Origin of the sequence: Roseomonas sp. KE2513 (assembly GCF_016107305.1) — a bacterium.
Lineage (GTDB): Bacteria > Pseudomonadota > Alphaproteobacteria > Acetobacterales > Acetobacteraceae > Roseomonas.
The window spans coordinates 13,649-38,275 of the sequence record NZ_RCVR01000013.1 but is presented as its reverse complement, the minus strand read 5'-3'; the positions used below and the strand labels follow the sequence as shown (position 1 = coordinate 38,275).

23 protein-coding genes are annotated in these 24,627 nt (G+C 70.5%); 9 read left to right on the top strand and 14 right to left on the bottom strand.

Annotated elements, in window-relative coordinates; all coding sequences use genetic code 11:
* Window positions 1-98: 98 nt before the first annotated feature.
* Together D9599_RS14585 and D9599_RS14580 are read left to right on the top strand one after the other, a co-directional pair.
* Window positions 99-872 (top strand): histidine phosphatase family protein, encoded by a 774-nt coding sequence (locus D9599_RS14585; protein WP_198381968.1) that lies wholly within the window; start codon window positions 99-101, stop codon window positions 870-872.
* 28 nt (window positions 873-900) lie between these two features.
* The gene (locus D9599_RS14580; protein WP_198381967.1) at window positions 901-1,788 is read left to right on the top strand and encodes an NAD(P)H-hydrate dehydratase; all 888 of its coding nucleotides are present in this window, start codon (window positions 901-903) and stop codon (window positions 1,786-1,788) included.
* A gap of 4 nt (window positions 1,789-1,792) precedes the next feature.
* Here the strand turns inward: D9599_RS14580 and D9599_RS14575 are convergent, their stop codons facing one another.
* From D9599_RS14575 to D9599_RS14555, 5 genes are all read right to left on the bottom strand, one after another.
* A complete protein-coding gene (locus D9599_RS14575) occupies window positions 1,793-2,407 on the bottom strand; it encodes a LysE family translocator (protein ID WP_198381966.1) in 615 nt (204 codons plus the stop codon).
* Between the two features lie 145 nt (window positions 2,408-2,552).
* Window positions 2,553-3,125 carry a uracil-DNA glycosylase family protein gene (locus D9599_RS14570; RefSeq protein WP_198382137.1) on the bottom strand — a complete coding sequence of 191 codons (573 nt, stop codon included), beginning with the start codon at window positions 3,123-3,125 and terminating at the stop codon, window positions 2,553-2,555.
* Between the two features lie 38 nt (window positions 3,126-3,163).
* On the bottom strand, window positions 3,164-3,874 hold the full coding sequence (gene cobB, locus D9599_RS14565) for a Sir2 family NAD+-dependent deacetylase (protein WP_198381965.1): 711 nt from the start codon (window positions 3,872-3,874) through the stop codon (window positions 3,164-3,166).
* A gap of 30 nt (window positions 3,875-3,904) precedes the next feature.
* Complete coding sequence (gene thpR / locus D9599_RS14560) at window positions 3,905-4,441, bottom strand: RNA 2',3'-cyclic phosphodiesterase (RefSeq protein ID WP_198381964.1); 537 nt, start codon at window positions 4,439-4,441, stop codon at window positions 3,905-3,907.
* A gap of 6 nt (window positions 4,442-4,447) precedes the next feature.
* Window positions 4,448-5,107: an arylesterase gene (locus tag D9599_RS14555; protein ID WP_198381963.1), complete on the bottom strand. Its 660-nt coding sequence runs from the start codon at window positions 5,105-5,107 to the stop codon at window positions 4,448-4,450.
* Between the two features lie 55 nt (window positions 5,108-5,162).
* Between D9599_RS14555 and D9599_RS14550 the strand changes: the two genes are divergently transcribed.
* A complete protein-coding gene (locus D9599_RS14550) occupies window positions 5,163-5,867 on the top strand; it encodes an ABC transporter ATP-binding protein (RefSeq protein WP_232480519.1) in 705 nt (234 codons plus the stop codon).
* Entirely contained in the window at window positions 5,864-8,374 is a 2,511-nt protein-coding gene (locus D9599_RS14545) for an FtsX-like permease family protein (protein WP_309228631.1), read from the top strand. Before D9599_RS14550 ends, D9599_RS14545 begins: the two co-directional genes overlap by 4 nt.
* 27 nt (window positions 8,375-8,401) lie before the next feature.
* On the opposite strand, the gene D9599_RS14540 is transcribed toward D9599_RS14545, so the two are convergent.
* Window positions 8,402-9,103 (bottom strand): EAL domain-containing protein, encoded by a 702-nt coding sequence (locus D9599_RS14540; protein WP_309228630.1) that lies wholly within the window; start codon window positions 9,101-9,103, stop codon window positions 8,402-8,404.
* 509 nt (window positions 9,104-9,612) lie between these two features.
* On the opposite strand from D9599_RS14540, the gene D9599_RS14535 reads away from it, so the two are divergent.
* Window positions 9,613-10,410 carry a Bax inhibitor-1/YccA family protein gene (locus D9599_RS14535; protein WP_198381960.1) on the top strand — a complete coding sequence of 266 codons (798 nt, stop codon included), beginning with the start codon at window positions 9,613-9,615 and terminating at the stop codon, window positions 10,408-10,410.
* A 67-nt stretch (window positions 10,411-10,477) separates the two neighbouring features.
* Here D9599_RS14535 and D9599_RS14530 read toward each other — a convergent pair whose 3' ends face one another.
* Window positions 10,478-11,680 carry an MFS transporter gene (locus tag D9599_RS14530; protein ID WP_198381959.1) on the bottom strand — a complete coding sequence of 401 codons (1,203 nt, stop codon included), beginning with the start codon at window positions 11,678-11,680 and terminating at the stop codon, window positions 10,478-10,480.
* A gap of 109 nt (window positions 11,681-11,789) precedes the next feature.
* On the opposite strand from D9599_RS14530, the gene D9599_RS14525 reads away from it, so the two are divergent.
* Window positions 11,790-12,371, top strand: a complete 582-nt coding sequence (locus D9599_RS14525) for a TetR/AcrR family transcriptional regulator (RefSeq protein ID WP_198381958.1) — start codon at window positions 11,790-11,792, stop codon at window positions 12,369-12,371.
* 43 nt (window positions 12,372-12,414) lie between these two features.
* Here D9599_RS14525 and D9599_RS14520 read toward each other — a convergent pair whose 3' ends face one another.
* The 4 genes from D9599_RS14520 to D9599_RS14505 all read right to left on the bottom strand — a co-directional run bounded on the left by D9599_RS14520 (window position 12,415) and on the right by D9599_RS14505 (window position 17,393).
* Window positions 12,415-13,266 carry a CarD family transcriptional regulator gene (locus D9599_RS14520; protein WP_232480518.1) on the bottom strand — a complete coding sequence of 284 codons (852 nt, stop codon included), beginning with the start codon at window positions 13,264-13,266 and terminating at the stop codon, window positions 12,415-12,417.
* 337 nt (window positions 13,267-13,603) lie between these two features.
* Window positions 13,604-13,936, bottom strand: coding sequence for a ferredoxin FdxA (gene fdxA / locus D9599_RS14515; RefSeq protein WP_198381957.1), 333 nt, complete (start codon window positions 13,934-13,936; stop codon window positions 13,604-13,606).
* 136 nt (window positions 13,937-14,072) lie between these two features.
* On the bottom strand, window positions 14,073-14,366 hold the full coding sequence (locus D9599_RS14510; protein WP_198381956.1) for an RNA-binding S4 domain-containing protein: 294 nt from the start codon (window positions 14,364-14,366) through the stop codon (window positions 14,073-14,075).
* A gap of 9 nt (window positions 14,367-14,375) precedes the next feature.
* Window positions 14,376-17,393, bottom strand: coding sequence for a helicase-related protein (locus D9599_RS14505; RefSeq protein WP_232480517.1), 3,018 nt, complete (start codon window positions 17,391-17,393; stop codon window positions 14,376-14,378).
* Window positions 17,394-17,439: 46 nt separating this feature from the next.
* On the opposite strand from D9599_RS14505, the gene D9599_RS14500 reads away from it, so the two are divergent.
* A complete protein-coding gene (locus D9599_RS14500; protein ID WP_198381955.1) occupies window positions 17,440-18,711 on the top strand; it encodes an MFS transporter in 1,272 nt (423 codons plus the stop codon).
* Window positions 18,712-18,727: 16 nt separating this feature from the next.
* Here D9599_RS14500 and D9599_RS14495 read toward each other — a convergent pair whose 3' ends face one another.
* The 3 genes from D9599_RS14495 to acnA all read right to left on the bottom strand — a co-directional run bounded on the left by D9599_RS14495 (window position 18,728) and on the right by acnA (window position 23,258).
* Entirely contained in the window at window positions 18,728-19,489 is a 762-nt protein-coding gene (locus tag D9599_RS14495) for a metallophosphoesterase (protein ID WP_198381954.1), read from the bottom strand.
* Window positions 19,486-20,397 (bottom strand): diacylglycerol kinase family protein, encoded by a 912-nt coding sequence (locus D9599_RS14490; RefSeq protein ID WP_198381953.1) that lies wholly within the window; start codon window positions 20,395-20,397, stop codon window positions 19,486-19,488. Before D9599_RS14490 ends, D9599_RS14495 begins: the two co-directional genes overlap by 4 nt.
* Window positions 20,398-20,552: 155 nt before the next feature.
* Window positions 20,553-23,258 carry an aconitate hydratase AcnA gene (acnA, locus tag D9599_RS14485; protein ID WP_198381952.1) on the bottom strand — a complete coding sequence of 902 codons (2,706 nt, stop codon included), beginning with the start codon at window positions 23,256-23,258 and terminating at the stop codon, window positions 20,553-20,555.
* A 48-nt stretch (window positions 23,259-23,306) separates the two neighbouring features.
* Between acnA and ccmA the strand changes: the two genes are divergently transcribed.
* The gene (ccmA, locus tag D9599_RS14480) at window positions 23,307-23,951 is read left to right on the top strand and encodes a heme ABC exporter ATP-binding protein CcmA (protein WP_198381951.1); all 645 of its coding nucleotides are present in this window, start codon (window positions 23,307-23,309) and stop codon (window positions 23,949-23,951) included.
* Window positions 23,948-24,598, top strand: coding sequence for a heme exporter protein CcmB (gene ccmB / locus D9599_RS14475; protein WP_198381950.1), 651 nt, complete (start codon window positions 23,948-23,950; stop codon window positions 24,596-24,598). Before ccmA ends, ccmB begins: the two co-directional genes overlap by 4 nt.
* Window positions 24,599-24,627: the final 29 nt, after the last annotated feature.

Genomic DNA, 24,627 nt, shown 5'->3' with positions numbered 1-24,627 from the left:
GGGCTGCACGCCGCGGGCGGGAAGGGGGCGGCCGTGTCCCGCCCTCCCTCAACCCGCCCGGCGGCGAGGCGTTGGGCACGGGAGGAGAACCCATCCCCATGCCGCAACCGTCCCAGCGATGGCCGAACACGCTATGGATCGTCCGCCACGGCGAGAGTGCGGGCAACGTCGCGCGCGATGAGGCGCACCGCTCCGGCGCCGCGCGGATCGCGGTAGCCGGGCGGGACGTGGACGTGCCGCTCAGCCCGCTCGGCGAGGAGCAGTCGCGTTCCCTCGGCCGCTGGTTCGGCCGGATGGCGGAGGATGAGCGGCCCGAGGTGGTGCTCTGCTCCCCCTACCGCCGGGCGCGTCAGACGGCGGCGCTGATCCACGATGCCGGCGGCCTGCCGGTGGTGCCCGAGGACTTCGTCATCGACGAGCGCCTGCGGGAGAAGGAGTTCGGCGTGCTGGACGGGCTGACCACCCGCGGCATCCGCGACGTGTATCCGGACCAGGCGGAGTTCCGGCGGTTGCTCGGCAAGTTCTATCACCGTCCGCCGGGAGGCGAATCCTGGTGCGACGTGATCCTGCGCCTGCGCTCCGCGCTGGACACGATCAGCCTGCACCATGCGGGGCAGCGGGTGATCGTGGTTGGCCACCAAGTGGTCGTGCTCTGCATGCGCTACCTGCTCGAGAACATGACGGAGGAGGCAATCCTCGCCGTGGATCGCGAGGGCGATGTGCCGAATTGCGGGATCACCGAGTACCGTTTCGATGCCGGCACCGGCTCCAGGGGGGCGCTGCGGCTGGCCCGCTACAACTTCGTGGCGCCGCTGGAGCGCGAGGGCACGCCGGTAACCGCCGAGCCCGACGCGAAGGAGGTCGCCCCTTGAGGATCGTCCCGGCCATGAGGCCCCTGGCATGACCGCGATTGATCCCTCCTGGTTGCGCGCCCATCCGCTGCCCATCCCGGCCGACGACGACGACAAGTCCCAGCGCGGCACCGTGCAGGTGGTCGGCGGCTGCTCCGAAGTGCCCGGCGCGGTCCTCCTCGCCGGGGAGGCCGCGCTCCGCGCCGGCGCGGGCAAGCTGCGCCTGGCCACCGTCCGCTCCGCCGCCTTCCATCTCGCGCTGGCGGTGCCGGAGGCCTTGGTCGTCGCCCTGGACGAGACGGAGGAGGGGCTGATCGCCCCCGGCGCCGCCCGGGCGCTGCTGTCCCGGTTGAACCGCTGCGCCGCGCTGCTTCTTGGGCCAGGCATGATGGGTGCGGGAGCGGAGGCACTGGTCGGCGCGCTGCTCGGCGGCCTGGAGCCCGGTGCGGGCATCGTGCTGGACGCCGGCGCGCTGAACGACCTCGCATCGCACCCTGAGCCGCTCCGGCGCCATGTGGGCCGGACGGTCGTCACTCCTCATGCCGGCGAGATGGCGAGCATCCTGGGCATCCCGAAGGAGGAGGTTTCGGCCGATCCGCTGGCGGCCGCCCGACGCGCGGCGGAAGCACTCGGCGCCGTGGTCGCGATGAAGGGCTCGCACACCTGGGTGGTCGCGCCTGACGGGCAGGCCCTGTCCTGCGACCACGGCATGGTCGGGCTCGCTACCTCCGGTTCGGGAGACACGCTGGCCGGGATCGTGGCGGGGCTGCTCGCCCGCGGCACCGATCCGGTACAGGCGACCGCCTGGGCAGTATGGATGCATGCGGAGGCCGGGCACCGCCTTGCCCGACGAAGAGGCCCTCTCGGCTTTCTCGCCCGCGAGCTGCTGGCGGAGGTGCCAGCGATCATGGCGGACCTCTCCGCCAGGGAGGGCTGACGGATCAGCGGGCTGCCACGGCCACCGCGGCGCCCGCCATCACCGCTCCCGTTCCACGGTTCAGCGCCCGCACCGACCGGGGCGAGGTGAAGAGCCGCCGCGCGCGGGAGGCCGCGAGCGCGTAGGCGGCGAGTACGCTGGACAGGATCACGATGCTCAGCCCGGCGATCTCAAGGAACCCGGCGAGGCTGAGCGTCTCCAGATGCACCACCGTCGGCAGCAGGGCAAAGAAGAAGGCGATCACCTTGGGGTTCCCGAGCGTAACGGAAAGTCCGGCAAGGTAGAGGCGCGGCCCCGTCTCGGGCCGGCCCGGCCGCTCTAGCCCGCTGCCGGAAGTGGGCGCCGTCCAGAGCCGGAAGGCCAGGAAAAGCAGATAGGCCGCGCCCGCGTACTTGATGACCAGGAACAGCGCTGCAAAACTCTGGGCGAGTACCGCAAGCCCGGCCGTTGCGATGCAGAGCCAGGCAAGATCGCCGGTCACGAAGCCCGCGATGAACCAGGGCACGCCCGCCGTTCCGCGCGCCAGCACCCGCGCAACCAGCGCCGCGATCCCGGGGCCGGGCGAGGCGGTTGCCATGAGGTAGGTGGCGGCAAAGACGAGCAGGCCGGAGAGGGACATGCGGAGCATCCTGGCAGTGCCGTAGCTTCGGCCAGGACGCCGCCTTCGTGAAGGCCGTCCTCTTTGCCGGTGCTCGCGGTGCCGGAGAAGGCGCGGCCCTGATCCCGAAGTCACCCGCGGCCGTCATGCAGGGCAGACCGCGCCATCAATCAGCCAGCGCCCGCTCCACCTCCTGTCGGAGCGCCGGGATCACCTCCGCGTCGAACCACGGGTTGCGCTTCGCCCAGACGAGGGTGCGCCAGGAGGGGTGGGGCAGGGGGAAGTGCGCGGGCAGCGTCTCCGCGTAGCGCGCCACCCGCTGGGAAAGGGTCACCTTCGTGCCGAGCACGAAGCGCACGGCATAGGACCCAACCAGCAGCCGCAACCGCAGGCCGGTGAAGCGCGGCAGGACGCGCGGGTGCCAGAGCGGCGCGCATTCCGGCCTCGGCGGGCAGTCGCCGCCGCGCGGCAGGCGGCCGGGATAGCAGAGCCCCATCGGCAGGATGGCGACTTTCGTCGGGTCGTAGAAGATGTCCCGGCCCAGGCCCAGCCAGTCGCGCAGGCGCTCCCCCGAGGCGTCCTCGAAGGGGATGCCGGAGAGATGTGCCTTGGTTCCGGGCGCCTGGCTGGTGATGAGGATGCGCGCCCGCGCGTGAAGCTGGTGAATCGGGCGCGGGCCGAGCGGAAGATGGGGGGCACAGAGGGTGCAGGCGCTGGCCGCCGTGGCCGCCTCCTCCATCGTCGCACCGGGAGCCAAGCCGGGATCGCGCGCGGGGATCACCCCCACTTGGCCAGCACCTCTTGCACGAAGGCGGGAACGAGTTGCGTGGCGGGCCCGTCCCGCGCCTCGTCGAAGAGGTGGCTGCCCTCGCTCGGCTCGAGGTTCAGCTCCAGCGTATCGGCGCGGTGGCGAACCTCCCGCACAAAACCCGCGGCGGGATAGACGGCGCCGCTGGTGCCGATGGAGACGAAGAGGTCGCAGGCATCGAGCGCGGCCTCAATCCGCTCCATCTCCAGAGGCATCTCGCCAAACCAGACGACATGGGGGCGGAGGCCGCCGACCTCGCCGCAGGCGGGGCAGGGAGTCTCGGGGAGGAGGTCGCCCTCCCACGGACCGACCGTGCCGCAGCGCAGGCAGCGGGCTTTCGCCAACTCCCCGTGCATATGGATCAGCCTGCGGGAACCCGCGCGGTCATGCAGGTTGTCCACGTTCTGGGTCACCAGCAGCAACTCGCCCGGCCAGCGCCAGTCCAGTTCAGCCAAGGCTTCGTGCGCGGCGTTGGGGCGGATCTCGGGGTCGCACAGGCCGGCGCGGCGGGCGTTGTAGAAGCCCTGCACGAGGGCGGGGTTACGGGCGAAAGCCTCAGGCGTCGCCACGTCCTCGATCCGGTGGCGGGCCCAGATGCCGTCGGGGTCGCGGAAGGTGTGCAGGCCGGATTCGCGGGAAATCCCGGCGCCGGTCAGGATGACGATCTTGGGGGCTGGCATGCTCCCCCACAGATCGTCATCCCCGTCCGGTCAGGCAAGCTCGTACTCGACTTCCGGCACATAGACGGGGCTCTCCTTTCCCAGGCGGGAGGAGAAGAGGGTGAAGTGCTCCATCGTCTCCGGCGGCGCGCGGAACAGGTTATGCGCCTGAACCCAGGCGACGAGCTTGTCCGGTGGCGCGCGGTCGGTGCGGGCCAGCGTCACATGGGGCGCGAAGCGGCGCCGTTCCGGCTCCAGCCCCACGCGCTGCAAGGCGGTTTCGATCTTCGACTGCAGGTGCGTCAGCCCGTCATTCTTCTCCACACCGATCCAGAGGGCCTGAATTTTCCCGGCCTTCTCGAAGGTGCCGACGCCGCGGAGCGACAGGTCGAAGGGCTTGCAGCGGATGGCGGAGAGCGCCTCGTCCACCTCGTCGGCGCGCCAGTTCTCGACTTCACCGATGAAGCGCAGCGTGAGGTGGTAGTTCTCGGGGGGCACCCAGCGAGCGCCCTGGATACCGCCCGCGAGCATCGAGAGCTGCATGCGCAGGGATTCCGGCAGGGCGAGCGCGACGAAGAGACGGACCATGGCAGCTCAGGCGGGCCTCACCTTTTCGAGGAGCGTCTCGACCACCGGAAGCAACCGGCGGACCATCTCATCAACGCCCCGGGAGTTGGGGTGGATGCCGTCAGGTTGGTTCAGCGCGGAATCGCCGGCCACGCCGTCGAGCAGGAAGGGATAGAACACGGCCTCCGGGTGTTCCCTGGCCAGCGCCTCGTACACGCCCGCGAACTCCCGGCCGTAATCGGCGCCGAGATTCGGCGGCGCGTACATGCCGGCCAGCATGGTTGGGATGCCGCGGGCCTTCAGCATATCGAGGATGGCCGCGAGGTTCGCCCGGCTCGTCCGCGGCTCGATCGCCCGCAGCCCGTCATTGCCGCCGAGTGCGACGATCACGGCGTCCGGCTTCTCCGCCAATGACCAATCCAGCCGGGCGCGGCCGCCTGCCGTCGTGTCGCCGGACACCCCGGCATCGATCACCGTGACCGGCCGCCCCTTGCCGCGCAGTGCCGCCTCCAGCCGGGCTGGCAGTCCTTCCCCCCGGGAGAGGCCATAGGCGGCGGTGATGCTGTCGCCGAGCATGAGGAGGCGCAGCGAACGCGGCTCCTGGGCAAGGGTCTTTCCGGTCAGACACAGAACGAAACCTCCGGCGCCCCTAGTGATGAGCCCCCGGCGCCCCAACTTCGCGTCCATGCCGGATTCCCTGACCCAGAGCTCGACCGCCCCGAAGGGGGCTGCCACAGAGACAATGGCGAGCGCGCCCCTGATCGATGCGCGCTCCCTGGCCTTCAGGGTGGTGGGGGCAGGGGGTGAGGTCAACATCCTCCGGGGTGTCGATCTGCTCGTTTCCCCCGGCGAGGCCGTCGGGATCGTCGGTCCCTCTGGTTCGGGCAAGACCTCCCTCATGATGCTGCTCGCTGGGCTGGAGCGCCCCAGCGGCGGCACCCTGCGCGTCGCCGGAGAGGATCTGGCCGGCTTGGACGAGGACGAGTTGGCCCGATTCCGGCGCGACAGCCTTGGCATCGTCTTCCAGGCCTTCCACCTCGTCCCAACCATGACGGCGCTGGAAAACGTGGCCATCCCCCTCGAATTCGCCGGCCGCCCCGATGCCTTCGCCCGCGCGGAGGAGGCGCTGAAGTCGGTCGGCCTCGGACACCGCATCGGCCACTACCCCGGCCAGCTCTCGGGCGGCGAGCAGCAGCGTGTGGCCCTCGCCCGTGCCTTCGTGGCCGAGCCCGCCCTGCTGCTGGCCGACGAACCCACCGGCAACCTTGACCGCGCGACGGGGGAGAAGGTCATGGACCTCCTCTTCGGCCTCCGGGAGCGTTTCCGCACAACCCTTCTCCTCATCACGCACGATCCCGCCCTGGCCGCGCGCTGCGAGCGGCAGATCCGGGTGGAGGACGGCCGGATCGTCTCCGATACCGGCCTCGAAGCGGACGTTGCCGCGTGAACAACTGGCGGATGGGCTGGCGCCTCGCGCGCCGAGAGTTGCGTGGCGGCGTGCGCGGGTTGCGGATCGTCCTTGCCTGCCTCGCGCTGGGTGTCGCAGCCATCGCCGCGGTGGGCACGCTCCGCGCCGCCGTCCAGGCGGGACTGGAGGCCGATGGCGCCCAGCTGATGGGCGGTGACGTGCTTGCCGCCAATTCGCGGCCCTTCCCGCCGGAGGCCCGCGCCTGGATTGAGGGCCGTGGCGGGCGGGTCTCCCAACTTGTTCTCACCCGCTCCATGGTCGTCGCTTCCTCGGGCGAGCGGACGTTGGTGGAGCTGAAGGCGGCGGACAACGCCTATCCCCTCTACGGCGAGCTGGCGATCGACCCACCTGGCCCTCTTTCAAGCAGCGGGGGCCTGCCACCCGCCGTGCTCGACCCGCTGGTCGCGCAGCGGCTGAACCTCGCGCCCGGCGACACCGTGCGGATCGGCGACGCCCGCTTCGCCTATCGCGGCGCCCTTATCTCCGAGCCCGACAAGGCCGCCGGCGCCGCCATTCTCGGTCCGCGCGCCATCATCCCCCTCCCAGCGCTCGAGGCGGCGGGGTTGGTGCAGCCCGGCAGCCTCGTGACCTACGAGCTGCGCGCCGCCCTGCCACCGAGCACCAATTCCCGCACCTTCGCCGATACCCTGCGCGCCCAACCTTTCGCCGACGGCGGCTGGCGGGTGCGCGACGCCTCTCAGGGGCAGCCGGGCGTGAACCGCTTCCTCGACCAAGCGGCCTCCTTCCTCGTCCTCGCAGGACTGACCGCGCTGCTCGTCGGCGGCATCGGGGTCGCGACCGGCGTCCGCTCCTGGCTGGAGCAGCGGGCACGCACCATCGCGACCCTCCGCTGCCTAGGCGCGCCGGCGGGGGCGATCTTCGCGACCTACCTTATTCAGGTGGCGGGCCTGGCGATCCTGGGCACCGTGATCGGGCTGGTGGCGGGCTACGCGCTCACCGGCCTCGCCGCAATCGCCTTGGCCGGCATGCTGCCGGTGCCGCCGCGACTGGGCTTCTACCCGCTGCCTCTGGCGCTCGCCGCTGCCTACGGCCTTCTCACGGCCCTCTCCTTCGCCCTCTGGCCCCTTGGCCGGGCGCGGGACATTCCCGGCGCCGCCCTGTTCCGCGACAACCTGCTGCCTGACGCGCGGCGGCCGCGCCTGGGCCTCGTCCTCGCCAATGGCGCCGCGGTGGCCGCCCTCGTCGCGCTCGTGGTGGGCACGGCGGAGCGCCCGCTCTTCGCGCTGTGGTTCTGCATCGCGGCGCTTGCCACGCTTGGCCTCTTCCGCTTGGCTGCCGTCGGACTCCAGGCCCTGGCGCGGCGGCTGCCGGTACGGCGGCGCCCCTCCGTCCGGCTCGGCCTGGCGAACCTGCACCGCCCGGGGGCGCCGACGGCGCTGATGCTCGTCTCGCTCGGCATTGGCCTCTCCACTCTCGCAGCCATCGCCCTGATCCAGGGCAATATCCGCCAGCAGATCAGCGAGAGCCTGCCGGACGCCGCGCCCTCCTTCTATTTCATCGACATTCAGTCCGATCAGGCCGCCGAGTTCGACCGCGTGGCGGGGGCCGTGCCGGGCGTTACCGAGGTGCGCCGCGTGCCCTCGCTGCGCGCCCGGATCGCGAAGGTGAATGGCGTGCCGGCCGACCAGGTCCAGGCAACGGAGGAGACCCGCTGGGCACTGCGCGGCGACCGCGGCCTCACTTATGCCGCGACGCCGCCGGAGGGCACCCGCATCGTGCAGGGGCGGTGGTGGGCGCCGGAATACCGTGGTGAGCCGCTCGTCTCCCTTGACGACAACCTTGCCCGTGGCTGGAACGCGGGGCCCGGTTCCACCATCACGGTCAACGTGCTCGGACGCGACATCGACCTGCGCGTCGTCTCCACCCGGGACATCGAGTGGCGCGGCCTGGGGCTGAACTTCGCCATGGTCGCCTCGCCCGGCTTGCTGGAAGCGGCGCCGCATACCCACATCGCGACTGTCCGTGGCAACCCCGCGGAGGATGCGAGGCTGCTGCGAGCGGTGACGGACGCGCTGCCCAATGTGACCGGCATCCGCGTGCGGGATGCCTTGGACGCTCTCGCGGTCCTGCTGGGCCGCCTCGGCACGGCGCTATCCTCCACGGCGGCGCTCACCCTTGTCTCAGGCCTGCTGGTCCTCGCCGGGGCGGTCGCGGCGGGGCAGCGGCGGCGGATCCGGGACGCGGTGGTGCTGAAGACGCTCGGCGCCTCTCGCGCCCAGATCCGGCGGGCTTGGCTGGTGGAGTTCGGGCTGCTCGGGCTCGTGGCGGGGCTCGTGGCCGCCGCCGTCGGCACGCTCGCCTCCTGGGGCGTCACGCGCTTCGTCATGCGGACGGACTGGACCTTCCTGCCCGGCACGCTCTCCGTGACGATCGTCCTCTGCGTCGCCCTCACCCTCGCGATGGGCTATGCGGGCACCGCGCTGGCGCTGCGCGCTAAGCCGGCGCCGCTGCTCCGGAATGAGTAGGCGGTTTAAAGCCGGCTCACTCCTCCGTTAGGGAGCGGTCGCCGGCCAGTTGATGCCAGCGAGTGTGGCAACGCCTTCGAAAATGGGGCGGGCAAAGAAGTAGCCCTGCATGAAGCGAACGCCGACGGAGCGTAGCGCCTCGACCTCCCCCAGGCGTTCGACTCCCTCCGCGACGACTTTCACCCCGATGCCCCTCCCCATGGCGACCATCGAGCGGAGGATTTCGAGACGCACCCGGTCCCGGTCGCAATCCACCACCAGCGCGCGGTCGAGCTTGATGATGTCTGGCCGGAGATTGGCAAGCCGCGAAAGCCCCGAGTAGCCGGTGCCGAAATCGTCGAGCGCGATGCGGAACCCGTGCCGGCGATACTCCTGCATGATCGACAGGATATGCGCCTCCTCCGCGATATGCTCGTTCTCGGTGAACTCGAAGGTCAGCCGGTCCGTCGGGAAGCCGGTGCGGAGGGCGGCGTCCAGCGTCATGCGGATGCAGGCTCGGGGCTCATAAACCGCACGGGGCATGAAGTTGATGTTGAGATCACCCCCTAGGCCGAGTTGGGCTGCCATCTCGATGGCTCTAACGCGGCAGGCCTGATCGAAGGCGTAGACGTTGGCCTCGGTGACCTGTCCGAGGATCGAGGCGGCGCTCTCTCCCTTCGGGCCGCGCACCAGGGCCTCGTGCGTGTCGATGCGGCCCTCTTGCAGGTCCACGACGGGTTGGAAGGCCATGGTGAAGGGGAAACCAAGTCGGCCCAGCCGGCATCCTGAACATCCACGAGGCGTCCCAGCCATAACTTCTCCGCTTCGTCAGGGATGATCGTTCGATCGAGCAATACAACAAGACAGATTGTGATCGAAATGAGTTCAGTGCTGATTCTCTGCCCGCACGCGAAGATTTGTCAGGACGTTATCCGATGCGGCAGGTTGCGAGGGCGGCTAGAGCGTGTTCGCCTGACGAAGAGTGGTGAAGCAGACGGTACACTACCCCATGCGCTAAATATCCTCGGCAGCGCGGGCAGCTCGTCGGCCAGGGCGAGCGCGTGAATGCCGCGGCTCAAACGCCGGGACGAACCCTGCACCGGGCTCGGTCATCGTGAGTAGCCTCAGGCCGCCTCCCCGGGCCCGGACCTTTCGGTGGACTTACATGTGGATTGCCGCTTGATCCGCATTACAGGAAGTCCATATATCCCCCAGTCAGGGGTGGGCGGGTGCCCTCCCCGGAAGGAGTTGTGAACCTCATGGCCTTCGGTCCCGACAACCGTCTCCAGAACGGCCCGTCCGTCTGGAACCAGCCGCTGGGTCGCGCCGCTACCGATGCCGCCACACTGGATGCCGGGCTGCGCGCCTACATGCTGCGCGTCTACAACTGGATGGCTTCCGGCCTCGCGCTGACGGCCATCACCGCCTACGTGATCGCGAACACCGGCCTCGCCGAGCTGTTCTTCAACGTGGTGCGGACGCCGCGCGGCCTTGCCACCCAGCCCACCATCCTCGGCTTCGTCGCGATCTTCGCGCCGCTGGCCTTCGTGATGGTGCTGTCCTTCGGCATCAACCGCCTGTCCAAGGGCACCACACAGGCGCTGTTCTGGGCCTTCTGCGTGGCGATGGGCGCCAGCATGGCGAACATCTTCGTCGTCTATGTCGGCGCCTCGATCGCCAGCACCTTCTTCGTCACCGCCGGCATGTTCGCGGCCGTCAGCCTCTACGGCTACGTCACGAAGGCCGACCTGACGCGGATGGGCGGCTTCCTAATGATGGGCCTGATCGGCATCCTCATCGCCGGTCTGGTCAACGCCTTCGTCGGCAGCTCGGCGCTGCAGTTCGCGATCTCGGTCCTCGGCGTGGTGATTTTCACGGGTCTCACCGCCTATGACACGCAGCGGATCAAGAACGACTACATCGAGTACAGCTACGCCGAGGGTTCCGACGAGGCGGGCAAGCGCTCCGTGATGGACGCGCTGGGCCTCTACCTCAACTTCGTGAACCTCTTCCAGCTGCTGCTGCAGTTCATGGGCGTGCGTAACTCGTCCGACTGATCGGCCGGGCCGCGACGCGGAACGGAACCCCGGGGAGCGATCCCCGGGGTTTTTTCACACACGCCGCTCAGGCGGCCGGCCCGCGCAGGCGAAGCGCCGCCGTGGCCGAGGCGAGCGCCAGCAGCATCAGCACCGCTCCATAAACGACGGCGGTCGCGTGCAGCCCGAAGACCGGAACGGCCATGCCCGCCAGGACGGTCGGAAGGCTGAAGGCGAGGTAGCTCTCGACATAGTAGGCGGCCATCAGCCCGGCCCGCTCGGCCGCGCCCGCCAAGGGGAAAACGCCGCGCACCGCGCCGGAAAAGGCGGCGCCGAAGGCAAGTCCGGCGACGAGCGTGCCGCCGATCAGAAGCGCGGCATTCGTCGCATAGACGCCGATCAAGGTGAGGCCGATGCCCAGCGCCAAGCCCAGCGCGCCCGAGGCGATGCACCGCGCAGGCGGAAGGTGACGCAGCACGCCCAGGCTGAGGGATCCAGACAGCGGCAGGATGGCAATCACCGCCGCGGTGGCCACCGGCGGCAGGGCGCCGACACTGGCCCGCAGCAGCGCCGGCATAAGCGAGAGGTAGAATCCGCCCAGCGCCCAGGCAGCGGTGTTCACCGGCGTGATGAGCAGGAGCATGGCCCGGGCCTGCCGTGGGACATGCACGCGCGGCCGCAGCGCGCCCCAGGCACCCGGGTGGCGCGCCGCCGTTTCCGGCAGGAACCAGACCCCGGCCGCGAGCAGGAGGAAGAGCGCCGCCGTGACGGCATAGATGAGCGCCGCCGGATGAGGGGCGTGGTTGACCAGCACCGCGGCCGCGATCAGGCCCACGGCCATGCCGAGGAAGGGCGCAATGCTGCTGACGAGCGCCCCCCGCGCGCGGTCCACGTCCAGCATCGCCGCACCGAGCGCCGACAGCGCCGCCCCCGTTGCGAGCCCCTGGATCAAGCGCGCCGCGACGAGCGCAGCAAGGGAATCTGCGGTGATGAAGACGAGCATGGCGAGGATGCTGACCAGCATGCCTGCGGAGATCATGGGCCGCCGCCCCACATGGTCAGAGAGGGAGCCAAGGGTCAGCAGCGCGAGCAAGAGGCTGCCTGCATAGGCCGCGAAGACGAGGGTGAGGCCGGGCGCGGTGAGGTGGAGGCCGTCGGCGTAGAGCCGGAAAAGCGCGGTCGGCTCTGCCGATCCTGCCAGCAGCGCGCCGGTCGCGAGTCCTCCAAAGCCGACCATGGAGAAGCCGCGGGTTCCGCTTGGCAGCTGGACCGGGGAGACGCAGGTGGACACGAGAAGACCTCCTAAACACCACAGATTTGCGTTAAGAGGGAGGTAAGACGGCTTACAGGCTTAACGCAACTTTTTTGCGTTAACTTTTGCTGGGCACGAGTTGGAGAGAATGTCGGAAGCGGTCATCAGGCAGGTCCGCGCCGGCGGGCGCAGCGCACGTATCCAGGCCGCCGTGCATGAGGCGACGGAGGCGCTGATTTCAGAGATTGGCCGCGCGGCGTTGACGGTGCCGGCCATCGCCGTGCGGGCCGGTGTCACGCCATCCACGATCTATCGCCGCTGGGGTGGCCTTCCGACCCTGCTAGCCGATGTGGCGGCCCGCCACCTCCGACCCGTGGCCGAGCCTGCCGATGCTCCGACGCTACGGGAGGCCCTGCAGGCCTGGGTGGAGCAATATGCCGACGAGATGTCCTCGGAACCCGGCCGCGCCCTGATCCACGACGTTCTCAACGGCAGCGCGGACCCGGAGTTCATAGGGCGCTGCTGCAGCTACACGATCGACCAGCTGCGCGTCATTTCCGACCGTGCCGTGGCCCGGGGAGAGCCACCCCTGCCACTGGAGGAGGTGGTGGACCACGTGGTGGCCCCCATCATGTACCGGATCATCTTCGGACTGGACCTCACGGATCCCGCCTGGTGCCGCCGGTTGGTGGACCGGCTCTTCGACGGCAGCTCGCCGCTGCAAGGCTGAGCGCCCGGCCGCCGCAAGGCAGCCGGATCGGCTCAAGGGCGGCCTACTTCTCCGCCTTCTCGCCCTTCTCGCTCGTCTTCAGGTGGTCCAGCAGCTTCTGAGTCGCCGCTGCCTTGTCCGTGCGGTCCAGTGCGCCGACTTCCGCCGCAAGCCGCTCCAGCGCCAGCTCGTAGATCTGCCGCTCGGAAAAGGACTGGTCGGGCTGGCCGGCGTTGCGGTGCAGGTCGCGCACCACCTCGGCAATGGCGATCGGGTCACCCGAGTTGATCTTCTGCTCGTATTCCTGGGCACGGCGGGACCACATGGTGCGCTTGATCCGAGCGCGACCGCGCAGCGTCTCCATCGCCTCGCCCATCACCTTCTCGGAGGCGAGCTTGCGCAGGCCCGAGGAGGCGGCCTTGGCCATCGGCACCTTCAGGGTCATCCGGTTCTCCTCGAAGGTGACCGTGATCACCTTGAGGGTCTGGCCGGCGATCGGCACGTCCTCGATGCCCTGTACCTGGCCGACGCCATGGGTGGGATAGACGACGAAGTCGCCCGCGCGGAAATCCTTTCCGGCATTGCCCAGCGGCTTCGGCGGCGGGGCCGGGCGCATCGGCGCCTGGATCACGGGCTCCGCGGCGGTCGGCGGCGGCTCAGGGGCGGCCGCCTGTGTCTCAGCCATGCCCGGCGCCTCCGTGACCTTCGCACGGGCCGAAGACTCGGTCTTGGCCGCGACGTCCGTGCGCGCTGCGGCAGCCTTCGGCTTCGGCGCTGGGCCGGCCGCCACGGTCGTGGCCGTCTTCGGCGCCGCTTCCGTCCTGCGCTCGGTCGCCATGGCCTTGGCCGCCGGCGCGGCGGCCGTGGCCGGGCTCGTATTGCTCGGGGACTTGCTCCCGGCGGGTGCCTTCATCATGCTCTCCGCAATCTCTCTCGCCGCATGCCCTGCCAGGACCGCCCGAAGGCCGATGCAGCGGCCGGCGACGGAAACCGGAAGGAGGACGAGGGGCCTGCCTTCCCGGGTGCCGCGCCGGTCAGGGCAAGCGCCCTCGGCCTCGCCAGGGCGAGCCCCGTCGCAACGACCTTCATGCATCGGCCCGGTCGCCCGGATGGCTGAACCGTTCCGCAGCAGACAGTATCACGAATCGCTGGACCGGTCACGCCGCAGGGGATCATCACGGCGCAACGCGGCGGAGGCGCGCGGGTTGTCCCCTTCGGGAGCGGCCCGGCCCTAAAGCCGGGTGCCGAAAGCCTCAGCCCTGGCCGGGGGAGGCGTCGAACAGCTTCGCCTTATCGGGCTTGCCGTCCCACTCCTTCGCGTCGTCAGGCGGCTCGCCCTTGCGGGAGATGTTCGGCCACTGGGCAGAATAGGTGCGGTTCAGTTCTGCCCAATCGGTCGCGCGCTCGTCGCTGTCCGGGAAGATCGCCTCGGCCGGGCATTCCGGCTCGCAGACGCCGCAGTCGATGCACTCGTCGGGATGGATCACAAGCATGTTCGCGCCGACGTAGAAGCAGTCCACCGGACAAACCTCGACGCAATCCATGTACTTGCAGCGGATACAGTTCTCGGTGACGACGTAGGTCACAGTCAGCCCCTCATACGGCCCACGGAACGGCGGGCGGCCCCGACGGGGCGGAGATGGACCGGGTAAGCCCGGCATGCAAGCGCGTGAATCGCCCGGCAGGACCGCAGCGGGCGAACAGCGCGCGGGGAAGGCTCATTCAACCGGCCGGAAGCTCCTCATAGAGGAGCCGCGCCTCGGCCGGAGGGCCACGCCGCTCGGCCAGCGCCTGCACGCGCCAGACCTTCACCACACCACGCTCCGCCCCGCCGAGGGCGAGAGTCAGCACGTCCCCGGGGCGGAGCCGGGCATGCGGCTTGTCCACGGGCTGGCGGTTCAGGCGCACCCCTCCGCGCTCGACGAAGGCAGCGCAGGCGGAGCGTGTCTTGGATAGGCGCGCGCACCAGAGCCACTTGTCCAGCCGCTGCCAGTCCCGGTCCTCAGTCTCCGCCATGCCGGCGCGTCAGGTCTTTCCGAGCTTCAGCCGGGCGAGCACGGCGAAGGGGCTGTCCGGATCGGCGCCCTTCTCGCGCCGCGCCTCGAAGACGGGGCGGGGCTGCGGCGGGCTGTCGTCACGCCGGTCGCGGCGGGGGCCGCGGTCGCCGCGAGGCCCATCGAAGCGCTGCCCCTCGGGGCGCGGCCCGCGCGGTGGTCCGTCCCCGTTCGGGCGGGGGCCACGGTCCTGGCGATTGCCACGGTCACCGGCGGGCCGACCCTGCTGGCCGCCTTCCGCATTGCGTTCGCCACTCTGGCGGTTGCCGTGTCGGTTGTCGCGGCGTGGCGGGCGCGCCTCGCGGGCGGCCGGAGCACCCTCGGCCTGGGCCGCGGCGCCTTCAGCGGACGCGGCCTCCGTACCCTCGGGGGTTGGCGTGCCCTCCGCCGGAGCGGCCTGGGCGCCGTCGCGGTTCTGCCGGTCGCGCCCGCGGCCACGCCGGTCGCCGTCGCGCTGCCGCCCCTCGGCCGGCTGGCCCTCGCGGCGCGGGCCGCGGTGGCGGTGGCTGTCCTCGCGCCGGGCGGCGACGAGCTGCGGCGCGGGAGGGCCGTAGGCACCCTCCTCCAGCGGCTCCGGCGCCAGCAGGCGGAAGCCGAGGGCGTTTAGCACCGCCGGCAGCGTGTCCGCCTTCGCGCCGAGGCGGCTGGCCACGTCCATCGGCAGGGCGGCGGGGGAGCGGCGGGTCAGGTGGCCCAGCTCCCCCGCGATCCGCTCTGCCACGTCCAGCCGCACCAGGGCGGGGCCGGCCTGGACCCAGCCCATGGTGGCCGCGAAGCCGCGGGGCCAGTCGCGCGGCGGCACGATGGAGACGAGGCCGCCGCCGGGAAGGGAGGGCACGGCCGAGTTCGCTTGCAGCGCCCAGAGCTGGGCGCGGAGCGCCATCGGGCGGGGCTTCAGCATTTCCGGGATGTAGAGGGCGAAGCGCCCGGCGCGGACGCCGATCGCCTTCAGCTTGCCGCGCAGCTCCGGCGTGATCTCGCGCTCCGTACCGCCGGGGAGCAGGCCAAGGTATTCGCGCAGGCGGAAGAGGTGCCCGCGCAGCTCCGCGTCCTCGGCCGCCTTGCCCTCGGCCTCGATCAGCGGCGCGAAATCACGGGCCACCAGGGCGTCGAACCAAGTTGCGAGCTTCGCGCGGATACGGTCGCGCTGGGCACTGTCGATGAACTCGGAATCGATGGGCTCGATCACCGGCTTCTCGGGGGAGGTGCCGGGCTTGAGCTTGGCGACCTCCGCCGGCTCGTCCGCCCCCTCGGCCTTCCAGGTGATGCGCTGGAACTTCGTCAGAGCGAAGGCGTCGTCCGGCGCGGCCTCCAGGGCGGTGACGCGGCGCGGCATCTCCTCGCGCAGGGCGCGGCGGGCGGCGCGGAGCATCACCTTGCGCTCCTCCTCGTCCTCGGCATCGGCCGAGGTCTCGAAGACGAAGCCCTTCACCTGGCCGACGGGATGGCCTTCCACCACCACGTCGCCGTTGCGCGCGACGGCGGAGAGAAGGTCCTCGTCCCCCTCGTCGAGCTTGCGGATGAGGTGGGCCGCCCGGCGGTCCACGAAGCGGGCGGTCAGGCGTTCGTGCAGCGCGTCGGAGACGTGATCCTCGGCGGCGCGTGCGGCCTCCTGCATGGCGGTTGCGTCCTTCAGCCAGTCGGCACGTGCGGCGACATAGGTCCAGGTGCGGATGCCCGAGAGCCGGGCCATCAGCGTATCGAGGTCGCCTTCGGTGTTGTCGAGGTAGTTAATCTGCGATGCCGCCCAATCGCTGGGCAGCGTGCCCTCCTGCGCCAGGTGCCCGAAGACCCGGGCGCAGAAGCGGGTGTGGCTCTCGTCGGCCAGCTTGCGGAAGTCCGGGATCTGGCAAGCCTCCCAGAGGAGGCGCACCCGGGCGCGGGAATCTGCCAGCCGCCGCACATCCGCCTCGCGCGAGAGGGCCTCGAGGGTCACGTAGTCGGTCGCGTCGTTCCCGCGCGCGAGGCCCTGGAAAGGCGGCGGCTGGGAGAGGCTGTTCAGCAGTCCGTCGATGCTCGCGAGGTCCAGGTCGCTATTGCGCCAGGCCAGCGTCGTCAGCGGCTCGAAATGATGGCCCTCGATCTTGTAGACCATCTCGTCCGAGAGCGGCGGGCAGTCGGCGGTGACGCCGAAGGTCCCGTCCCGCATGCCGCGCCCGGCGCGGCCGGCGATCTGCGCGGCCTCCTGCGGGTGCAGCAGGCGGGGGCGGTGGCCGTCGAACTTCTGCAGGTTGGCGAAGGCGACATGGTCCACGTCCATGTTCAGCCCCATCCCGATCGCGTCCGTCGCGACCAGGAAGTCCACCTCCCGGTTCTGATAGAGCGCCACCTGCGCGTTGCGGGTGCGGGGCGAGAGGCGGCCCATCACCACCGCGCAGCCACCACGGCGGCGCCGGATGGCCTCGGCGATGGCATAGACCTCCCCCGCCGAGAAGGCGACGACGGCGCTGCGCGAGGGCAGGCGGGTGAGCTTGGCCGGACCCGCATAGGTAAGCTGGGAGAGGCGCGGGCGGCTCTCGATCTCGGCCTGGGGCACCAGCCGCTGGAGGAGGGGGCGGATGGTCTCGGCGCCCAGGAACATCGTCTCGACCAGCCCGCGCGCGTTCAGCAGCCGGTCCGTGAACACGTGCCCGCGGTCAGCGTCGGCGCAGAGCTGAATCTCGTCCACGGCCACGAACTCGGCCTGGCGATCGAGCGGCATGGCCTCCACCGTGCAGGCGAACCACTTCGCCCCCGGGGGGATGATCTTCTCCTCCCCGGTGATAAGGGCAACGTTGCGCTCGCCCTTGGCGGCCACCATGCGGTCGTAGTTCTCGCGGGCCAGCAGGCGCAGCGGGAAGCCGATGATGCCGCTGGAATGGGCCAGCAGGCGTGTGATGGCCAGGTGTGTCTTGCCGGTATTCGTGGGGCCGAGGACAGCCTTCACGCGGGAGGGGAACATCTGGCGGTCTGAGGACGGGCTCATTAGGCGCGACGTGTGGCCCCGCATGGCCTCCTTGGCAAGCGCCGAGGTTGGGGGGAGGGTGGGGCGGCCCATGAACGCACCGCTTTCCGGACCCTCGCCCGCCGCCGAATCCCTCCCCAGCGGTGACGATCGGGCCACACACGCGCAGAGCGAGGGACTTGCCGCCGCCGATCCTCAGCCGTCGGGCAAGCCGCCACCGGAGCCACTGGTCCGCCTTGCCCTGCTGCTTGGCACCTGCTTCCTCGGCGTGGGCGTGACCATGCCCTTCCTGCCCCCCTTCCTTGCCGGCAAGGGACTTGGGCCGGAAGCGGTGGCGGGGGTGCTCTTCGCGGGCTCGCTGGTGCGCTTCGCCGTCGGCCCCGCCTTCGGGCGCCTCGCGGACCGGCTGGGGGACGGGCGGCTGGTCCTGGCGCCTTGCGCCGCGGCGGCCGCGCTCGCCGCGCTCCTGTTCCTGCCGGCCGAGGGGTTCCTGGCGGTGCTGGTCGTGCAGCTGGCCTTCGCGGCCGCCATGGCGCCCCTTGGACCCCTGGGCGAAGCCCTGACCCTGGCCGCCACCCGCCGCGCCGGCGCGGATTTCGGTCGCGTCCGCTCGGCCGGGTCGGCGGCCTTCATCCTCGCGGCGACCGGGGCCGGGGCCGTGGCCTCCTGGATCGGCTACTCCGCCATGCCATGGCTCCTGGGTGTATGCTACGCCGCCGCCGCCCTCACCGCCTGGGCTCTTCCCCGCGCTGAACGGGCACCAGGTCCGCCCACCGCGGCAAAGGGTGGGCTTCGAAGCATTTTCGCGCTCCACCTACTGCGCCTGCCAGGCTTCGGGCGGCTGGTCGCCATCACCGGGCTCGTCCAGGGAAGCCACGCCGCCTATTACGGCTTCTCCTCCATCCACTGGGCGCGCGCCGGGCACTCCCCGGACACAATTGGCCTTCTTTGGTCCGAGGGGGTGCTGGCGGAGGTGCTGCTCTTCTTCTGGGCGCGGCCGCTCCTCGGGCGCCTCTCTCCCCGTGCCCTCATGCTGCTGGCGGCAGGCGCGGGGCTGCTGCGCTGGTCTGCCCTGGCGGCCACGACCGAGCTCTGGGTCCTCGTGCCGCTGCAACTCCTGCACGCGCTCACCTTCGGCGCGCAGTATCTCGGCGCCATGCGCTGGCTTTCGGCCCATGCGCCGCCGGGGGAGGCGCTCTCGGCCCAGAGCCTGCACGCCGCACTCGGCAATACCGGGGCGCAAGCCCTGGCGATGCTGGCGGCCGGGGCGCTCTATGCCGCCGTGGGCCCCGGCGCCTTCCTGGCCATGGCAGGGCTTTGCGCCCTCGCGCTTCCGGTGGCTTGGCGTTGGCGGGCGGAGTGAAGGGCCGCGCCGCTCTCTAGGACCACCTCTCGCCATCCCAGTGATGCGCCGTCCAACTGGCCCGGCCGTTCTCCACCACCACGCGATTATAGGCGTTCTGCTCCCCCCTGAGCCGGGTGGAGATGGCCGAGCCCGCCTGCAGCACGAGCAGCGTATCCCCTTCCGCCGCGGTGACGGCGTGCAGGTTGTGGTAGCCCACATGCAGGTGCCCGGAGAGCACCAGCCGCACGCCGGACTGGGCGAGGTCCCGCAGCGCCCGCTCCCCGCGCTTCACCACCGGCGTGTCCGGCCGCTCCGGCGGCGCGAGGAAGGGGTGATGGGCCACGACGATCCGGAAGGGCCCCTCCGGCAGGCGCCTGAGCCGGCGGAGCAGTCGCAGCAGGCCGGAGCGGGGGATTTTCCCGTTCTCCCAGTTGAGGTGCAGCCCTCCGCGCGAGACGGTGTTGAGGCCGATCACCTGGATCTCTTCGTCCTCGAACATCGGCTCGGTGTCAGGCGCGATCATCGACTGCCACCGCCCGAAAGGATCCAGCAGGCGTTCCCAAAGGTAATAGGCGGTGATGTCGTGGTTCCCCGGCACCGCCAGCCAGGGCACCTTCAGCGCGTCGAGGAAAGCGCGGGCGGCGCGGAACTCGCGCGGGCGGGCGCGCATCGTCAGGTCGCCCGAGATCACGACGAGGTGGGCGGGGTCCGAGTTCAGCCGTTCCAGCAGCGCGTCCGCGGCCCGCAGGTCGACCCGTCGGAAATGGAGGTCGGAGATGTGGTCGATGATCCTCACCGTCCCGACTCCGGCGGGGCAAGGACCGTGAGCGCGCGCGGGTGGATGGCGTATTGCAGAGGCGTCGCCAGGATGCAGGCCTCGCCGTCGTTCATCACCCGAAGGCGTCGGCGGCGGGAACGGATGGTGAAGGCCGGGCCGGAGACGATCTCGATCTCGCGCGACCGCTTCCAGATGCCGAGCGCCATGGCCAGCAACATCTTCGCCGACCAACCGATGGAGAAGCGGCGGCTGACATAGAGGTGCAGCGCCCCCCCATCGAGGCGGGGGCGGTGGAACATCCGCCCTGTCCCCTCCTCATAGTCGTTGTTCACGACCGAGAGGGCCCGGGTCCAGATCCGCCAGGGCTTGTGCCAGCCCGGTGCGTTGACCATCAGCCGGTGCGGCCGCTGGCGCAGCAGCGTGCGGAAAGCCGCGATGAAGACCTTCAGCAGGGAGCGCCAGGTCTTCTCGCGCCGGTGCAACTCGCGGTAGCGATTGATCGTGTTCGGCAGCCCGATGACGGACTGGCAGAGGAAAACCTCGCCGTTCACCTCCCCGACATCGATCCGCCGCTCGGTTGCGCGGCCAAGGGCGAGCGCCGCCTCCACGGGATCGAGCGGCATGCCGAGGTCGCGGGCAAGGAGGTTGAGCGTGCCGAGCGGCAGGACCGCGAGGATCTTGCCGCTCTCGCCAAGGCGCGCAGCGACGCTGCGGATGGTCCCGTCGCCGCCGCCGACGATGACGATCGGCGCATCGGTGGCGATGGCCGCCTCCACCCGCCCCTGCATGTTGGGCGCGGCGTCCTCGGCGATGATGGTGAGGTCGAAGCCCGCGCTGCGCAGGGCCTGCGGAATAAGCTGCGGCAGTTCAGGACGGGCCGAGAGCGTTCCCGCCCGCCCGTTCATCACCAGGACAGCCCGCCTCATGGGGCGCCGAACGTCCAGAACCCTAGCTCCCCCTTTTGCGCCGGGCGAACGCGGGGCAGCGCGGCAGGGTTTCGCGGGCGGTACGGCCTGCATGCGAAAAGGGGCGCGGACCCTTCGGACCGCGCCCCCTCAACTTCTTCGCCGTAGACCTTAGATCAGGCGGCGACCTTAACCCCGGCCATGCTGCGGAGCACGTAGTGCAGGATGCCGCCCTGCTTGTAGTACTCAACCTCGTCCGCCGTATCGACGCGGCACTGGACCTGGGTGCGGACCTCGGTGCCGTCGGCGCGGTGGATGACGATGTCGAGCAGCATGCGCGGCTTGAGGTTCTCAAGGCCGAGAATATCCACGGTCTCGTTGCCGGTGATGCCGAGGCTCTTGCGGTCCTCGCCCGGCTTGAACACCAGCGGCAGCACGCCCATGCCCACGAGGTTCGAGCGGTGGATGCGCTCGAAGCTCTCGGCGATCACGGCCTTCACGCCGAGCAGCATCGTGCCCTTGGCCGCCCAGTCGCGGGAGGAGCCGGTGCCGTATTCCTTGCCGCCAAAGATCACCAGCGGCACGCCCTCGGCCTTGTACTTCATGGCCGCGTCGTAGATCGGCATGACGTCGCCCGAGGGGTAGTGCTTGGTGATGCCGCCCTCGATGCCCGGGACGAGCTCGTTCTTGATGCGGATATTGGCGAAGGTACCGCGCATCATGACCTCATGGTTCCCGCGGCGGGCGCCGTAGGAGTTGAAGTCGGCCTGCCGGACCTGGTGTTCCAGCAGGTACTCGCCGGCGGGCGAGGCCTTCTTGATGGAGCCGGCCGGGGAGATGTGATCGGTCGTGATGCTGTCCGCGAGCTCCGCCAGGATGCGGGCGCCCGACACGGAGGCGACCGGCGCGGGCTCGGGCGAGATGCCCTCAAAATAGGGCGGGTTCTGCACGTAGGTGGAGCCGGAGTTCCAGCGGTAGGTGTCGCTGCCCATCTCAACCTGGATGCCCTGCCAGTGCTCGTCGCCCTTGAAGACGTCGGCGTAGCGGGACTGGAACATCGTGCGGGTGAGGACGCGGTGGACGACCTCGTTAATCTCCGCCTGCTCCGGCCAGATGTCCTTCAGGTAGACGGGCTGGCCATCGCTGCCGGTGCCGAGCGGCGCCGTGGTGATGTCCTTCGTGATGGTGCCGGCCAGGGCATAAGCGACCACCAGGGGCGGGGAGGCGAGATAGTTCGCGCGCACGTTCGGGTGCACGCGGCCCTCGAAGTTGCGGTTGCCCGAGAGGACGGAGGCGACGACGAGCTTGTTCTCCTCGACCGCGTCCACGATGGCATCCTCGAGCGGGCCGGAGTTGCCGATGCAGGTGGTGCAGCCGTAGCCGACGGTCTGGAAGCCCAGCGCGTCCAACTCGGGCTGCAGGCCGGAGGCGTTCAGGTAGTCCGTCACCACCTGGGAGCCGGGGGCGAGCGAGGTCTTCACCCAGGGTTTGGGCTTCAGCCCCTTGGCCCGCGCCTTCTGCGCCACGAGGCCGGCGGCCACGAGCACATAGGGATTGGAGGTGTTGGTGCAGGAGGTGATCGCCGCGATCACCACGTCGCCGTGCCCGAGGTCGTAGTTCGCGCCGGTGACCGCCACGCGCGCATCGGCCGGCGGGGCGCCCGGGGGCGTGAGGTTCGGCAACTCCTTCGCGAAGGAGGTGGCGATGTCCGTCAGCACCACCTTGTCCTGCGGCCGCTTCGGCCCGGCCATGGAGGGCTGCACGGTGGAGAGGTCGAGCTCCAGCGTGTCGGTGAAGACCGGGTCCGGCGTGGAGTCATCGCGCCACATGCCCTGGGCCTGGGCGAAGGCCTTCACGAGGGCGATGCGGTGCTCCTCGCGGCCGGAGAGGCGGAGATAGCCGAGCGTCGCCTCGTCCACCGGGAAGAAGCCGCAGGTCGCGCCGTACTCGGGCGCCATATTGCCGATCGTCGCGCGGTCGGCGACGGGCAGGTGCGTCAGGCCCTGGCCGTAGAACTCGACGAACTTGCCGACGACGCCCTTCTTGCGGAGCATCTGCGTGACGGTCAGCACGAGGTCGGTGGCGGTGACGCCCTCGCGCAGCTTGCCGGTCAGCTTAAAGCCGATGACGTCGGGGATGAGCATGGCGATGGCCTGGCCGAGCATCGCGGCCTCGGCCTCGATGCCGCCCACGCCCCAGCCGAGCACGCCGAGGCCGTTCACCATCGTGGTGTGGCTGTCGGTGCCGTAGCAGCTGTCGGGATAAGCGTACTCGTCACCGGCATCGGTCGCGGTCCAGACCACCTGGGCGAGGTACTCGAGGTTCACCTGGTGGCAGATGCCGGTGCCCGGGGGAACGACGCGGAAGTTATCGAAGGCGGCCGAGCCCCAGCGGAGGAACTCGTAGCGCTCGCCGTTGCGCTCGTACTCGATGTCGACGTTCTTCTTCAGAGCGTCGGCGGTGCCGGAGACGTCCACCATCACGGAGTGGTCGATGACGAGGTCGACCGGGACCAGCGGATTCACCTTCTGCGGGTCACCGCCGAGCTTCAGCATGCCGTCGCGCATGGCCGCCAGGTCAACCACGGCGGGGACGCCCGTGAAGTCCTGCATCAGGATGCGCGCGGGGCGGAAGGGAACCTCGCGGTCGGACTGGCCCTTCTCGAGCCAGCCGGCGATCGCCTTGGCGTCATCAACCTTGTAGGTGCCGCCGTTCTCGAAGCGGAGGACGTTCTCCAGCAAAACCTTCAGGCTGTTCGGCAGGCGGGCGAAGTCGGTGCCCAGGGCCTTACCGGCTTCAGGGATGGAGAAGTAATGATAAGTCTTGCCGTCGACGGACAGCGTGCGCCGCGTCTTGAGGGTGTCCTGGCCGATCTTGCTCATGCGTCGCAACTCCCCTGGGCATGCTTGAATTTCGTGGCTGCTTGAAGCATGGCGGTGCTTTCCGGTCCAGGGGCAGGACCGATACCTTGGGGGTATGGCAGCTTGCTGGCGGCGGATGAACTGGCCGCCCGGCGCGGCGGCAGGGTGGTCTTCGCCGGCCTCTCCCTGCGGGCCGAACCGGGGGAGGCGCTGCTGCTCCTCGGGCCGAACGGCGCCGGCAAGTCGACCCTCCTGCGCGTGCTGGCCGGCCTGCTTCGTCCCGCCGCCGGAAGGCTGAACTGGGAGGGGGAGGAGATCGCCCTCGATCCCGCTGCCCACGGCGCGCGCACCCGCTATCTCGGCCACCAGGACGCCATCAAGCCAGCCATGACACCGGCGGAGGACCTCGCCTTCTGGGCTCGTTTGCGCGGCGGCGATCCGGCGGCGGCGCTGGCAGCGCTGGGCCTCTCCGCCTTGGCGAGGCTGCCCTGCCGTACCCTCTCGGCCGGGCAGCGCCGCCGGCTGGCGCTCGCCCGCTTGCTGCTCGGCGATGCGCCCCTTTGGCTACTGGACGAACCGACGCTCGGGCTCGACACTGCCTCGGTCGCGCGGCTCGGCACCATCCTCGCGACGCATCGCGCGCGCGGCGGGATCGTCCTGGCCGCCACCCACCTGCCGCTGCCACTGCCCGGCGCGCGCGAGTTGCCGCTTTGATCGCCGTCTTCCTGCGCGAGCTGCGCCTTGCCCTGCGCCACCCCGCGGAGGCGCTGGCAGCGGTGCTCTTCTTCGTCATCGTCTGCGCGCTGTTTCCTTTCGGCATCGGGCCCTCGCCCGAGGCACTGGCGCGGCTGGCGCCGGGCGCGCTCGTTACGGCGGCGCTGCTCGCCGCCCTGCTGCCGCTCGACCGCCTCTTCGCGGCGGAGGCGGAGGACGGCTCGCTCGACCTGCTGCTCACCGCCGGCCTCCCGCCCGCCGCGCTGGCCGGCGCCAAGGCCGCAGCGCACTGGGCCGTGACGGGTGTGCCCCTGATCCTCGCAACGCCTGTCGCCGCCGCCCTTCTTGCCCTGCCGACCGAGGCCTGGGGCGTGGCGATTCTCGCCCTCGGACTCGCCTCCGCCGTCCTCTCCCTTCTCGGCACGGTGGGCGCGGCGCTGACCCTCGGCGCGCGCCGGGGAGGGGTTCTGCTCCCGCTGCTCGTCCTGCCGCTCGCGGTGCCCGTCGTCATCTTCGCCGCCGGGGCGATCGAGGCGGCCTCGGCAGGCGGGGAGGCGCGGCCTTTCCTGCTGCTGCTCGCGGCCTTCCTCGCCGGCGCCCTGCCGCTGGCCCCTCTCGCCGCCGGCGCGGCGCTGCGCGAGGGTTGAACGCGGGGCGTCTTCCTTGCGCTCCCGGC